General features: G+C 61.8%; 13 protein-coding genes. 6 read left to right on the forward strand and 7 right to left on the reverse strand.

Annotated elements, in window-relative coordinates:
• Window positions 1-577: 577 nt before the first annotated feature.
• Window positions 578-2,062 (forward strand): DegQ family serine endoprotease, encoded by a 1,485-nt coding sequence (locus VSX56_RS02320; RefSeq protein WP_434095998.1) that lies wholly within the window; start codon window positions 578-580, stop codon window positions 2,060-2,062.
• A gap of 61 nt (window positions 2,063-2,123) precedes the next feature.
• On the opposite strand, the gene VSX56_RS02325 is transcribed toward VSX56_RS02320, so the two are convergent.
• Window positions 2,124-2,726: a peptidoglycan-binding domain-containing protein gene (locus VSX56_RS02325; RefSeq protein ID WP_339112084.1), complete on the reverse strand. Its 603-nt coding sequence runs from the start codon at window positions 2,724-2,726 to the stop codon at window positions 2,124-2,126.
• Window positions 2,727-2,860: 134 nt separating this feature from the next.
• Here VSX56_RS02325 and VSX56_RS02330 point away from each other — a divergent pair, with 134 nt between their 5' ends.
• Window positions 2,861-3,184 (forward strand): 2Fe-2S iron-sulfur cluster-binding protein, encoded by a 324-nt coding sequence (locus VSX56_RS02330; protein ID WP_339112083.1) that lies wholly within the window; start codon window positions 2,861-2,863, stop codon window positions 3,182-3,184.
• A gap of 169 nt (window positions 3,185-3,353) precedes the next feature.
• Window positions 3,354-4,274: a formyltetrahydrofolate deformylase gene (gene purU / locus VSX56_RS02335; protein ID WP_339112082.1), complete on the forward strand. Its 921-nt coding sequence runs from the start codon at window positions 3,354-3,356 to the stop codon at window positions 4,272-4,274.
• A gap of 101 nt (window positions 4,275-4,375) precedes the next feature.
• Here the strand turns inward: purU and VSX56_RS02340 are convergent, their stop codons facing one another.
• The 3 genes from VSX56_RS02340 to secG all read right to left on the reverse strand — a co-directional run bounded on the left by VSX56_RS02340 (window position 4,376) and on the right by secG (window position 7,477).
• Window positions 4,376-5,026: a LysE family translocator gene (locus tag VSX56_RS02340; protein ID WP_339112081.1), complete on the reverse strand. Its 651-nt coding sequence runs from the start codon at window positions 5,024-5,026 to the stop codon at window positions 4,376-4,378.
• A gap of 206 nt (window positions 5,027-5,232) precedes the next feature.
• Window positions 5,233-6,876 carry a CTP synthase gene (gene pyrG / locus VSX56_RS02345; protein WP_339112080.1) on the reverse strand — a complete coding sequence of 548 codons (1,644 nt, stop codon included), beginning with the start codon at window positions 6,874-6,876 and terminating at the stop codon, window positions 5,233-5,235.
• Between the two features lie 211 nt (window positions 6,877-7,087).
• Window positions 7,088-7,477 carry a preprotein translocase subunit SecG gene (secG, locus tag VSX56_RS02350; protein ID WP_339112079.1) on the reverse strand — a complete coding sequence of 130 codons (390 nt, stop codon included), beginning with the start codon at window positions 7,475-7,477 and terminating at the stop codon, window positions 7,088-7,090.
• Between the two features lie 242 nt (window positions 7,478-7,719).
• Here secG and VSX56_RS02355 point away from each other — a divergent pair, with 242 nt between their 5' ends.
• Both VSX56_RS02355 and VSX56_RS02360 read left to right on the forward strand, forming a co-directional pair.
• The gene (locus VSX56_RS02355) at window positions 7,720-9,012 is read left to right on the forward strand and encodes an adenylosuccinate synthase (protein WP_339112078.1); all 1,293 of its coding nucleotides are present in this window, start codon (window positions 7,720-7,722) and stop codon (window positions 9,010-9,012) included.
• A gap of 5 nt (window positions 9,013-9,017) precedes the next feature.
• On the forward strand, window positions 9,018-9,260 hold the full coding sequence (locus VSX56_RS02360) for a DUF2842 domain-containing protein (RefSeq protein ID WP_350934547.1): 243 nt from the start codon (window positions 9,018-9,020) through the stop codon (window positions 9,258-9,260).
• A gap of 60 nt (window positions 9,261-9,320) precedes the next feature.
• On the opposite strand, the gene VSX56_RS02365 is transcribed toward VSX56_RS02360, so the two are convergent.
• Window positions 9,321-11,774 carry a hypothetical protein gene (locus tag VSX56_RS02365; protein WP_350934549.1) on the reverse strand — a complete coding sequence of 818 codons (2,454 nt, stop codon included), beginning with the start codon at window positions 11,772-11,774 and terminating at the stop codon, window positions 9,321-9,323.
• A 134-nt stretch (window positions 11,775-11,908) separates the two neighbouring features.
• Between VSX56_RS02365 and VSX56_RS02370 the strand changes: the two genes are divergently transcribed.
• The gene (locus VSX56_RS02370) at window positions 11,909-12,571 is read left to right on the forward strand and encodes a thiamine diphosphokinase (RefSeq protein WP_350934551.1); all 663 of its coding nucleotides are present in this window, start codon (window positions 11,909-11,911) and stop codon (window positions 12,569-12,571) included.
• Here VSX56_RS02370 and phaR read toward each other — a convergent pair whose 3' ends face one another.
• Window positions 12,572-13,120: a polyhydroxyalkanoate synthesis repressor PhaR gene (phaR, locus tag VSX56_RS02375; protein ID WP_339112074.1), complete on the reverse strand. Its 549-nt coding sequence runs from the start codon at window positions 13,118-13,120 to the stop codon at window positions 12,572-12,574.
• A gap of 142 nt (window positions 13,121-13,262) precedes the next feature.
• Window positions 13,263-13,718 carry a Phasin gene (locus tag VSX56_RS02380; protein ID WP_339112073.1) on the reverse strand — a complete coding sequence of 152 codons (456 nt, stop codon included), beginning with the start codon at window positions 13,716-13,718 and terminating at the stop codon, window positions 13,263-13,265.
• Between the last annotated feature and the right edge of the window lie 88 nt (window positions 13,719-13,806).

A 13,806-nucleotide genomic window follows, 5' to 3' on the forward strand; every position in this document is an offset into this window, starting at 1 on the left:
TTATCCTCTCCGAGGTCGCACCGGCCCGAGCGCGGACAGATCTGCCACATGTCGGTGGGCATGGGATGGTAGCCTGCCCCGTTCGCAGACCGATCCGCGCGCCGACGAAACTATCCGCCAGCGGTTTCGTCCTGCGGGCATGATCGGCTCTGGCAAGAAGGACAAGCCTGACCGTCGGCTGATGTTACCCGCTCCTGACCTGCAAGCGCAACCGGCGTATTATCGACCCGTTGCAGCCCGGCAGTGTCGCGGCAGCCTCTTGGGGTCCCCGTGCCTCCGGGCAATTCGGGGACGCATGAGATATGTCTACCGTTCCTTGGCGTCTCGCGATATAGACCAATGACCATGAACGGGAGACCACCCGGAATGGGTTAAGCTTGGGTAACAAACGCCTCACGAACCCCCTTGTGCCAAATCACATCTCTGGCAGATTGGTGGTCACCGGCGTTTCACAGCCAATTGTCCCGTCGCGACGGGGCTTTCATTTGTGATTTCCGTTGTGGCGTTCTTAAATCGTGTCACCGAGGTCGGAAGCCGAAAGGTGCCGGCCACCCGCATCTTCGGAGCAAGAGAGAGCATGACAATCCAGACACCCGCCTTCCTGTCCGCCAAACGCAGCAGCCGTAGCCTTCGTGGCGCCGTCGGTGCCGCAGCCATCGCCGCAGCGCTCGCAATGGGCCCGATCCACGCGACCCCCGTCTTTGCGGAAGCCGCCCCCGCAAGCTTTGCCGATCTGGCCCAGAAGGTCTCGCCTTCGGTCGTGATGATCACCACCTCGATGACCGTCTCGACCCCTACCCAGAACAACCCGATGTTCCCCGAAGGCAGCCCCTTCGATGATCTGTTCCGCGATTTCGGCTTCCCCGATCAAGGCCAGCAAAGCCCGTCGAAGCCACATCACTCCAAGGCCCTCGGCTCGGGCTTCGTGATCTCGGAAGACGGCTATATCGTCACCAATAACCACGTCATCGAGAATGCCGACGATATCTCGGTCGCTTTCTTCGATGGCACGACCAAGACCGCCAAACTGGTCGGCACCGACCCGAAGACCGATATTGCACTCCTCAAGGTCGAGACCGACAAGCCCCTGCCCCATGTGCCCTTCGGCGATAGCGACAAGATGCGGGTCGGCGATTGGGTGATGGCGATGGGCAACCCGCTCGGCCAGAACTTCTCGGCCTCGGCAGGGATCGTCTCGGCGCGCAACCGCGAGCTGTCGGGCACCTATGACGATTACATCCAGACCGACGCCGCTATCAACCGCGGCAACTCCGGCGGCCCGCTCTTCGACATGAACGGCGAGGTGATCGGCGTCAATACCGCGATCCTGTCACCCAATGGCGGCTCGATCGGGATCGGCTTCTCGATGGCCTCGAATGTCGTCCAGAATGTCGTCTCCCAGCTGAAGGAATATGGCGAGACCCGCCGCGGCTGGCTCGGCGTCCAGATCCAGGATGTCTCCTCGGATATGAGCGAGGCGCTCAACCTGTCCTCGACCAAGGGCGCTCTGGTCTCGGATGTGCCGGATGGTCCGGCCAAGGATGCCGGCATGAAATCGGGTGACGTGATCGTCAAATTCGATGGTGGCGAAGTGACCGATACCCGCGATCTGGTCCGCCGCGTGGCGCGGGCGCCGATCGGCCAGAAGGTGCAGGTTGTCGTGCTGCGCGATGGCAAGGAACAGACCCTGATGGTGACGCTGGGCCGCCGCGAGACGTCAGAGGCGCAGCCGATCCCCGCAGCCGCGCAGGCACCTGACGAAACCTCGGACACCGTGCTCGGGATGACCATACAGCCGCTCGATGACGATCTGCGTGGCCAGCTGGACCTGTCCTCGGATGCCAAAGGTCTGGTGATCGGCGATATCGATGAGGAATCGGATGCCTTCGACAAGGGGCTGCGTCCGGGCGATGTGATCGCGCAGGCGGGTCAGGAGGATGTGACCACGGTTGCCGAGCTTCAGGACCGTATCAAGAAAGCCACCGACGAGGGGCGCAAGTCGATCCTTCTGCTGATCCGTCGTGAGGGGGCGCCGCGCTTCGTGGCTCTTCCGGTGAAGTAACACCGCCTCTGCCAAGAACCGGAGGGCGCCCCAAGGGGCGCCCTTTGTCGTTGGGCTCAGGTCAATTCGGTCCCATCTGCCCCGGATAGGGCGATGCCACGCCTGGCGTGGCCGAGGATGTCGGCGCTGTCTGGTCGGACCAGATGGTCAGGCCAAGCTCCTGTGCTGCCCGTGTGGAAAGCGTTGCGCTGTAGAGCCCACGCGCCTTCTGATAGGCATGGATCGCCTGCCCCGTGGGCGTATCGAGCACCCCCGACAACCCGCCATGATAATAGCCCCGCGCCGCCAGCGCGCGCTGCAGCATCACTACGAAATCCTGCGTGAAGACCGGCGGACAGGGCGCGGCAAACCAGCGTGTGCCACGGGCGGTGACGATCTCGTGGCGGGTTTCGGTATGATATGTGGCGGCCTGCGTGATCTGGCCGGTCTTCGGGTCGCGGATCTCGGGGCTCACCAGCCGCTGCTCGGTGACGGTTTCCACCACCGCAGGGCTTGTCTGACGGGCATAGCAGCCCGCAGCCTTTGGGTCGGGCGGCGTCTCGCGCCACTCATTGGCAAGCGTCAGTGGAATCTCTGCATCGTCGCGCGGGGCAATCTGGCGCTCGCCATCCATGCAGCCCCCCAAGAGCGCAAGCGTGCACAGCCCCGCCAGAAATCTTCCCATCAACGCCATCCGGTATCCATCCGATCTTGTGCACCAAAGCGCGCCCGCATGCACTGGTCAAGCCCGCCCTCTTGCCCTACACCAGAAGCACCAGACACACCAAAGCAAACTTCGGGGCGCGCGCGGAAACAGCCATGGCAAAAATTACCTATATCGAACATAACGGCACGAAACACGAAATCGATGTCAAACCCGGCCTGACCGTGATGGAAGGCGCACGCGACAATGGCGTGCCCGGCATCGATGCCGATTGCGGCGGCGCCTGCGCCTGCTCGACCTGCCATGTCTATGTGGCCAAGGAATGGGTCGAGAAGCTGACGCCCAAGGACAGCATGGAAGAGGACATGCTCGATTTCGCTTATCAGCCCGACCCCGAAACCTCGCGCCTGACCTGCCAGATCACGGTCACCGAGGCGCTTGATGGCCTCGTGGTCCAACTGCCGGAAAAGCAGATCTGACCGGAAAACAGACCTGACAGATCCCGCCCGAAGCCCGCGCTTCGGGCGTTTCTTTTGGAGAATGTCTCCAGCCTGCGTCGCCTTTTCCCGTCAGGCTGTCGCAAACCACCGCGAAGGGAATGGCGGTTCGGATGAAGGTCATGGCAACAGCCATGCGAGAGGATCTCCGATGACCGCCCCCGAAAAAACCGCCGAACCGAGCGCCGAACAGACCTATGTGCTGACCGTCCAATGCCCGACAGCCCGCGGCATTGTGGCCGCCGTCACCACCTATCTGGCTGAAAAATCGTGCAATATCATCGACGCTCAGCAATATGACGATGCGCTCACCGGGCAGTTCTTCATGCGCGTAACCTTCCGCAGCGAGGGCGGGATGGCGCTTGAGGATATCTCGGCGAGCTTCGATCCGGTGGCCGCTCCCTTCGCCATGGCCTGGAAATTCCACGACCCCTCCGAGCGTGTGAAGGTGATGCTGATGGTGTCGCGTTTCGGCCATTGCCTCAACGACATCCTCTACCGCTGGCGCATCGGCGCGCTGCCCGTGGATATCGTCGGAGTGGTCTCGAACCATTTCGATTACCAGAAGGTCGTGGTCAATTACGACATCCCCTTCCACCACATCAAGGTCACCAAGGAGAACAAGCCGCAAGCCGAGGCCCGCTTGCTGGCGCTGGTGGAGGAGACCGGCACCGACCTCATCGTGCTCGCGCGCTACATGCAGGTCCTCTCGGATGATCTCTGCCAGAAGATGTCAGGCCGGATCATCAATATCCACCACTCCTTCCTGCCGTCGTTCAAGGGCGCGAACCCCTATAAACAGGCCTATGAGCGGGGCGTGAAACTGATCGGGGCAACGGCCCATTATGTGACGGCCGATCTTGATGAAGGCCCGATCATCGAGCAGGATACGGTGCGCATCACCCATGCGCAATCGGCGGCGGATTATGTGTCGCTGGGACGCGATGTCGAAGCGCAGGTGCTCTCGCGCGCGATCCATGCCCATATCCACCACCGCGCCTTCATCAATGGCAATAAAACCGTGGTCTTCCCCGCTTCTCCGGGCTCTTATGCCTCGGAACGGATGGGCTAAGACAAAAGGGGCGCACCGCGCCCCTTTTCGATTTGTGGCGGGGCTCGATGCCCCGATGCAAATCGGCCCCCGCCCTAGCCGCAAACGAGCGCCGCAGCGGCCTAGCGCATCTCCTCGACGATCAGGCGCAGCCCGAGAAGCGCCAGCACGGTTCCCGCCGCCCTGTCGAACCAGCGCTTGCTCCGCAGATAGGTCTGCTGCGGCCCCGGCGCCGAAAAGACAAGCGCGACCAGCCCATACCATCCCGCCTCAACAACAAACACCGCGACCGGAAGCGCGAAAATGAGCATCCGTTCAGGGTTCTCCGGCAACATCGCCGCAAAGATACTGGCATAGACGATAGCAGTCTTGGGATTGGCCATTTGCGTCACAAAGCCCAGACCGAAACTCCCAAAATCCTGTCTCTTTGCCTTAGCGGCTCCCGGCATCTGCAAGCTATCCGTTCCCGCCATAACCATAACGCTTCGCGAATGCCTCCAGATTTTCAGGCCAAGGAAGACCAGATAGGTTCCGCCACAGACCTTCAGTCCCCAGTAAAGCCATTCAACCTGCTGCAGAAGTGCGATCAACCCGACCAGAGCGAGAACGGAAAACACGGCCCCTCCCGCCCCCATACCGATCGCAGCGGCCATACCGCTTCGTCGGGAATTCGCGAGGGACAGGCGGGAAATCAGGACAAAACTCGGCCCCGGGCTCATTGCGCCCAGAAGGACCGCACCAAGAATAGCCAGAAAAACCGTAATGGTCGTCATGTCAGCCTCCGGTTCGGGTGTCAGATAGCATGCCCGATCAATCATATGCCCGATCCGGGCACCCGACCAGAAATCCGCCCAGAAATCCGTTACGCTAGATCATGGTTTCGCCTGATGCACCCGAAAGACGCGGAAGAAATATGCAAATGGCCGCACAGAAGCGTTTGTAGACCGCCAAATGAAAAGGGGCCCGAGGGCCCCTTTTCTTATACCAACCGGCTTTGCTCTTTCGCGGCTTTCACAAAGCCCGAGAAGAGCGGGTGCGGCGCGAAGGGTTTCGACTTCAGCTCGGGGTGGAACTGCACACCGATGAACCACGGGTGGTCCTTATGCTCGACGATCTCGGGCAGGCGGTTGTCGGGCGACATGCCCGAGAACACCAGACCGCATTCCTCAAGCTTCTCGCGGTAGCGGCCATCGACCTCATAGCGGTGACGGTGGCGCTCTTCGATTTCGGTGGTGCCATAGACAGCGGCTACATTCGAATCGGCCTTCAGCACAGCGGAATAGGCGCCCAGACGCATGGTGCCGCCCTTGTCATCGCTGACCTTGCGCTCGACGCGGTGGTTGCCCTGGATCCATTCCTTGAGGTGATAGACCACCGGCTCGAACCGGCGCTTGCCCGCCTCGTGATCGAACTCTTCCGAGCCCGCATCCTCGATCCCCGCAAGGTTACGCGCGGCCTCGATCACCGCCATCTGCATACCAAGGCAGATCCCCAGATAGGGGATCTTCTTCTCGCGGGCGAATTGCGCCGCACGGATCTTGCCCTCGGTGCCACGCTCGCCAAAGCCACCCGGCACGAGGATCGCGTTATACTCGCCAAGGAAGGTCGCGGGATCTTCCTTCTCGAACTGCTCGGCATCGATCCACTCGGCCTTGACCTTCACGCGATTGGCCATGCCGCCATGGGTCAGCGCCTCGGCGATGGACTTGTAGGCATCTTCGAGCTGGACATATTTGCCGACGATGGCCACCTTGACCTCGCCTTCGGCATTATCCATCCGGTCCATCACGTCTTCCCAACGCGACAGATCGGGCTTGGGCGCGGGCGAGATGCCGAACGCGTCCAGAACCGCCTGATCCAGACCCACGCGGTGATAGGCCAAGGGGGCCTCGTAGATTGTCTTCAGGTCATAGGCCGGAATGACCGCATCGGGGCGGACATTACAGAACAGCGCGATCTTCGCGCGCTCTTTCTCGGGGATCGGCTGCTCGGAGCGGCAGACGAGCACATCCGGCTGCAACCCGATCGAGCGCAGTTCCTTGACCGAGTGCTGGGTAGGCTTGGTTTTCAGCTCGCCCGATGCCGCCAGATAGGGCAGCAGGGTCAGGTGCATGAAGATACACTGCCCGCGCGGACGTTCCTGCGCGAACTGACGGATCGCTTCGAAGAAGGGCAGCCCTTCGATATCGCCGACCGTGCCGCCGATCTCGCAGAGCATGAAATCGACCTCGTCATCGCCGACGGCGAGAAAATCCTTGATCCCATTGGTCACATGCGGGACGACCTGGATGGTCTTGCCCAGATATTCACCACGGCGTTCCTTCTCGAGCACGTCCGAATAGATACGGCCCGAAGAGACCGAATCCGTCTTGCGCGCCGGAACACCGGTGAAACGCTCGTAGTGACCGAGGTCCAGATCGGTTTCCGCACCATCATCGGTGACAAAAACCTCGCCATGTTCGAACGGGCTCATCGTGCCCGGATCGACATTCAGATAGGGGTCGAGTTTGCGCAGTCGCACCGAAAAGCCGCGAGCTTGCAGCAAAGCCCCCAGCGCCGCCGATGCCAGCCCCTTCCCCAGAGAAGACACCACACCGCCGGTGATGAAGACATAACGTGCCATGAAAGCCCCCGTGAGTTTGCTTGGGTCTGCCGGTCCAGCATCGGACCTGACAAAAATTATAAACATTCCCGAGGCCAATGGCTTCGGGATCACGGGATTTGATGCTTACATGATTCGCGGTCAGCCCGCAATCGGACCGCAAGCAGTTGACTAATTTATCCGTAGATACGCAAGAACTAGTGCGCCCGAGGGGGCGCACTGAAGGTCACGTTTACTGGGCCGCAGGCGGCGTTACCGGCGAGTCCGTGGCCGGCGGCGGGGTCAGATCCACATCGGGGATCGCGCTGCCGGTCGTGTTGGTGTCATCCGCGGCCGGTGCTGTCGTATTGCCCACACCGATCCGGTCAAGAACCGAGGATTCGCCCGCCTCGTTTGCGGCCAGAACGGTCAGCGCCACCGAGGTAATGAGGAAGCCCGCTGCCAGAACCCAGGTCGCCTTCGACAGCGCGTTGGCCGCCTGACGACCGGTCATCACACCACCGCCCGCGCCACCACCGGAGCTGCCCATGCCCAGACCACCGCCCTCGGAGCGCTGCAACAGAACGACGCCGATCATCAACAGCGCGAGGATCAGGTGAACGGTAAGGATGATGTTCTGCATATGGAGAGGGACCTTCTTGCAAAGCTTGCGCCTACTTATTCATATGCCGCCCTTCGTGCAACCCCTTATCCCGCGCATCTTCACGCCGCGAAACAGGGTGCAGATACCCTATATATAGGGGCCTGTGGGAGCGCGGGCGATTTTTCATCGTATTCCCGCCGGTTTTGCCAAGAAATCGGTTCCCCCCGAGGCATCGCTTCTGTATACCGCCCAAGGTTTTTCGAAGCGCCAAGGAGAGTCTCATGGCCAATGTCGTCGTCGTCGGTGCCCAGTGGGGTGACGAGGGGAAAGGCAAGATTGTAGATTGGCTGTCGGAACGGGCCGACGTCATCGCACGTTTTCAGGGCGGGCATAATGCCGGCCACACGCTTGTCATCGACGGCAAGGTTTACAAGCTGAACGCGCTGCCTTCGGGCGTCGTGCGCGGCGGTAAGCTGTCGATCATCGGCAATGGTGTCGTGCTTGATCCGTGGCATCTTCTGGGCGAGATCGAGAAGATCCGCGAACAGGGTGTGGATATCTCGCCCGAGACCCTGATGATCGCCGAGAACACGCCGCTCATCCTGCCGTTCCATGGCGAGCTGGACCGTGCCCGCGAGGCGCAAACATCGGTTGCCAAGATCGGCACCACCGGTCGCGGCATCGGTCCCGCCTATGAGGACAAGGTTGGCCGTCGCGTGATCCGCGTGGCGGATCTCGCAGATCCCGCAACGCTGGAACTGCGCGTGGACCGTGCCCTCGTGCACCATAACGCGCTGCGCGCCGGTCTGGGCCTCGAGGCCATCGACAAGGATGCGCTGATCGCGAAGCTCAATGAGGTCGCCCCCGAGATCCTGAAATATGCAGCCCCCGTCTGGAAGGTGCTGGCCGAGAAGCGCAAGGCCGGCAAGCGTATCCTCTTCGAGGGCGCGCAGGGTTCGCTCTTGGATATCGATTTCGGCACCTATCCCTTCGTCACCTCGTCCAACGTGATCGCAGGTCAGGCGGCAACCGGCGTCGGCATCGGTCCGGGCTCGATCGATTTCGTGCTGGGCATCGTGAAAGCCTATACCACCCGCGTCGGCGAAGGCCCCTTCCCGACCGAGCTGAAAGACGATGATGGCGAGCGTCTCGGGACCCGCGGTCACGAGTTCGGCGTCGTCACCGGCCGCAAGCGCCGCTGTGGCTGGTTCGATGCGACCCTCGTGCGCCAGACCTGCTCGGTCTCTGGCGTGAACGGTATCGCACTGACCAAGCTCGACGTGCTCGACGGGTTCGAGACGATCAAGATCTGCACGGGCTACGAGCTTGATGGCGAGCGTCTGGACTATCTGCCGACCGCCTCCGACAAGCAGGCGCGCTGCACGCCCATCTATGAAGAGATCGAAGGCTGGAGCGAGTCGACCGAAGGTGCGCGCAGCTGGGCCGAGCTTCCTGCTGCGGCGATCAAATATGTCCGCCGCATCGAAGAGCTGATCGACTGCCCGGTGGCACTCCTGTCGACTTCGCCCGAGCGCGACGACACGATCCTCGTCACCGACCCCTTCGCGGATTGATGGCAATGGCAGGGCGTGGCCTCAGCTGGAAGACGCGGCGCAGGCTGGCGATTCTGGTGCTGGTTCTCGGCCTGCCGGTCTATATCGTGGTCGCGGTGACCTTGGCCAACTGGCTCGAAGCCCGCGTCGGGCGCCTGCCCCTCTCGGCCGAACTCGCGCTCTATATCGCGCTCGGTGTGGCATGGATCTGGCCTTGCAGGCCGGTCTTCATGGGGGTTGGCCGGAGCGATCCCGACCAAAGCAAGTAAAAACAGCCGCCAGAGATCTGGCGGCTGTTTTCATTTCGGCTAGAGACATTTGCGCTCCGCTCAGGCACTTTTCTCTTCGAAGAAGCGCGATTGCTCGGACACCACATATTGCCCGCGATTGATCTTGTTGATCTTGCCCTGACGCAGCAGCTTGCCAAAGCTGCGCATCCGGTCCTCGCGCGAATAGCCCGCCCCCTCTTCCAGCGCCGTCACCTTGCGCATGATCTGCGGCGCGGTGAAATGCGGCTGCTGTTCGATCTGCGCGGTATAGGCGGCGGCGGCCTCCAGAAGATCGGCCAGCCCACGCGTGCCCGCCTGCTCGGCGAATTCGGCAAAGCTGGTCGCGGCCGCGGTATGCATCTCCTCGATCTCCTCGGCGGCCTCGTCGATCTGCTGCGCAATCTCTGAGGTGGTGACCCTGCGCGGACGCACGGCCTCCTCGATGATCGCCGCCGAAATGTCCTCATCCACCCGTTGCTCGGACACCAGCACCAGCGGCGCGTCGCGGCTTGCATCCTCTTTGGGTTGCGCGGGGCTGGTCAGTTCGGGACGGCTGTCCCGCTCTTCCCCCGCCACCGGACGGCGCGGACGCACGGCACGATCCAGATCCTCGCGATAGGCCTTGGTCTCGTCGGGCTCGGCTTTCTCGCCTTTCAGACGGCGCTCGGCCACGGTCGCGGCAACCGCAGCCTTCAGATGCGCAATAGCCGAGAGCCGGCGGCGATTATCCCGCCCTGCCAGCTGGTTATCCGCCTCTTTCATCAGACGCGAGACATCGGCTTCGCTGGTGGCCTTCTTCGCGGTCTCTGGCGCTGTGACCTCCGCTTGCGCGGGCTCCGCAGCGGACGCGGCGTCTTTTGCAGGTGCATCGGTCCGCACGGGCTCTTCGGTGCGGCGACGGCGCAGGATGTCGGTCAGGCTCGGACCCCGGCGCGGCGCGACCGGCGCGGCGGGGTCCGCCGCAGACGGCTTCATCGTCCCGACTTCGGGTGCCGGCTCCGCCTTGGGCGATTCGACCGCCTCCTCTGCATCGGGTTCCGCCGCCTCACGAGCAGGTTCCTCGGCGATGGGCTCTTGCGTCTCGGGCTCGTCCGCCGCCAGAAGATCGGCGATCGCCGCATCACTCTCATCGGCGTCTCTCTCGGGGGCGATCTCTACTTGCGCCTCCGCTTGCCCAACAGACGCGGGCTCGTCGATATCCAGCTCCGCCAGCGCCTTCAGCAGATCCTCTTCATCCTCGGGCGACAGGTCAGCGCCGGGCAGATCGTTGGTCGGCACAACAGGACGCTCTGCCACCGGAGCCTCGACCGCTGGCTGGACACGCCGGACCTTGATCACACGGGCCCGCAGCGCTGGACGCACCGGACGCGGGGCCGCCTCGGACGCTTCCTCGGGGCTCTCGGCTTGCGCGATCTCGGAGGAGTGCTCCGCATCTTCCGCAGTCTCCTCCAGCGCCGCCAGCTCGGCCGAAAGCGCCTCGTTCTCGGCCGCCTGCTCCGCCTCTTGCTTGGCCTTACGCTCAGCCTCTTCCTCGGCGGCAAGCTCTGCCTGACGCGCAGCGTCCTCTGCGGCGGCTTTGGCCTCTGCCTCGGCGCGCTCCGCCTCTTGCTTGGCCTTATGCTCGGCCTCTTCCTCGGCGGCACGCTCTGCCTGACGCGCGGCTTCCTCGGCTGCGGCCTTGGCTTCCGCTTCAGCGCGTTCAGCCTCCTTCTTGGCCTTGCGCTCGGCTTCTTCCTTAGCTGCAAGCTCTGCCTGACGCGCAGCGTCCTCTGCGGCGGCTTTGGCCTCTGCCTCGGCGCGCTCCGCCTCTTCCTTGGCCTTACGCTCGGCCTCTTCCTCGGCGGCAAGTTCTGCCTGACGCGCAGCGTCCTCAGCGGCGGCTTTGACTTCTGCCTCGGCCGCGAGCACGTCAGGCGAGACCTCATCGCTTTCAGCCATAGCCTTCAGCTCGTCATCCGAGACAGGACCGGAAATATCCAGCGCCTCGCCAAACCCGCCATTCCCGCCGAAATTCTGGGCTTCGGGTGCACCGGACAGATCCTCCAGGAATTCCGGCGTCGGCGCGGGCTTGGTCGCTTCGGCTTTGGAACGCGCCACAACCTCGCGGATGCGCGCCAGTTTGGCCGCGACACTGTCATCCGTCGGTGCAGGTGCCGCAGACTGCGGACGCGCATCCTTGGTAGGCTCGGAGACCGGCTCCGCGACAGAAGCCGCGACAGGGGCCGCGATCTTGGAGGTCAGATCGAGCTTGGGCGTCTCATCTGATGCGCGCAGGATCACGCCGTTTTTCTGGATTTTTGCTTCCACACGGCGCTGGATTTCGCGCTCGGCAATCCGGTGCAGCATCTCCGCATCAGGCTGGGGAGGTTCGGCGCCGAAATAGCGGTCCTCGGCCGCGAGATCGCGGAAATATTCCGCAATCGCCTGCATCGTCTGGAACGGTTCGTCGAAGCCCTCCAGCGTGCAGGAGAACGTTCCGTAAGATACCGTCAGAATCTTATTTGCACCGACCATTATGCTCGCCTCTTTGGACTTCCGTTCGGCTAACCATGTTTCGAAATTGGTGCCATTCAGTGAACGAATAATGGCAATTACAAGGAATTTTACCTATTCAGGGCCCAATCGGGACCATCACACAGGGCTATTTGATGACAGAAACACCGGTATTATCAAGAAAAACCGGTATTACGCTCATGGGTGGCGGCGAAATCGACACTCAAGACGTTTACCAAGCTCTGGAATTCGCGCCACATTTGGTGGCCGCGGATGGTGGCGCAAATAAGGCGATGGCGCTGGATCTGATGCCCGAAGCGGTAATCGGCGATCTCGATAGCCTGTCCGCGCAGGCCCGCAACAGAATCGCTCCCGACAGCATCCACCATGTCGCCGAACAAGATAGCGTCGATTTCGAGAAAGCGCTGCGGTTGACCTGTGCGCCCTTCTATCTGGGGCTTGGCTTCACCGGCCGGCGGGTCGATCACACGCTTGCGGCTCTTTCGGTTCTGGTCCGGTTTCCCGAACGGTCCATCCTGCTGCTCGATGCGAGCGACATCATTTTCAGCGCCCCGCCCGAGATGCGGCTTGATCTGCCCGTTGGTATGCGGCTCTCGCTCTATCCTCTGGGGCCCTGCGACGGCTCTTCGACCGGATTGCAATACCCTCTCGATGGGGTGCGGCTCGATCCAGTGGGGATGATCGGCACTTCGAATAAGGTAACAGGGCCCGTCACCTTAAAGATGACGGGCCCCTGTCTGGTGATCCTGCCCAAGGCCGCGCTGCGCATCGTGCTGCACGGATTGGGGCTGCGATGATCAGAGCTTGGAGAGCTTCGATTGCAGCTCTGCAAGCTGTTTCTTGATCTTCTCCAGCTCCTCGCGATCCTCGGAGGCGGCAGGCGCCTCGCGCTCGGGACCCGATGACGCTTTGGGCCAACCGCCCATCATCGTCTGCAAGAAGGCCTGCTGCTGTTTCTGGAGCGCGTCGAACCCGGGCACGGAGGCAATCGGCATCCGGCCCATATTCTCCATCATCTGGGACTGGCCCTGACGCAGCATATCGAAACTTGCGGCCAGAAACTGCGGCACAACGCTCTGCGCCGAAGTGGCATAGGAGCGCACAAGATCGGTCAGCACATCCACCGGCAGAACATTCTCGCCACGGCTTTCATGCTCGGCGATGATCTGCAGCAGATATTGGCGGGTCAGATCGTCGCCCGATTTCAGATCAACGATCTGCACTTCGCGGCCATCGCGAATGAAGCGGGCGATATCTTCAAGCGTCACATAATCGCTCGTCTCGGTATTGTAGAGACGCCGACTTGCGTAGCGTTTGATTAAAAGAGGCTTTTCCGCATCGGCCATGATGATCCTCCCCAGGATATCGAGTGAGTGGCCATCATGAGGCGCAAATGTCACGAAATCAATAAGAAAGGGGCGAGCCGAAGCCCGCCCCAGATCCGTTCCCTGACTGGGAGGATGCTGTCAGAGATCCGGGAGGAAGAGATTACTTCGTCGCGGCTGCGGTGGTTTTCTTCGCGGCAGCTGCGGTCGAGGAGGTTGCCGACTTCATGGCGGCGGTCGCATCTTCCGAGAAATCCTTGCCTGCGGCCAGCATCAGCTCGACGGTTTCCATCTGAACTTTCTTTGCAACTTCTGCGAAAGCCGAGATATTTTCCGAAGCGATCTCGGCCGAAGCGGAAGCGAAATCGCTCATCGCTTTTGCGTAATCAGCCGGCTCGGATTTGGTGGCCGTCATGTCGCCCATCTTGGCAAGCGTCTCTTTGGTCCATTTGGCAGAGATCTCGGTCGATTTCTCTGCGGCATCCAGAGCCACTTTGGACATTTTCTCGGAGAAGGCCGCCTGCGCTTTGAAGCCCTCTTGGAACTTCGACATGTCCATCGGCATCGAGGACATCATATCTTGCATGATCTTGGTGAAGTCTTGGGTAGTTGCGGCCATCGTAGATGCTCCATTCTTGATAGAAGGGCCAGTGGTTCGGTCTGCGCGGCCCTATTCGCTACAATCAACGATATATGCTGCACTGCAG

The sequence above is a fragment of the Thioclava kandeliae genome (genome assembly GCF_040297545.1).
Taxonomy (GTDB): domain Bacteria; phylum Pseudomonadota; class Alphaproteobacteria; order Rhodobacterales; family Rhodobacteraceae; genus Thioclava; species Thioclava kandeliae.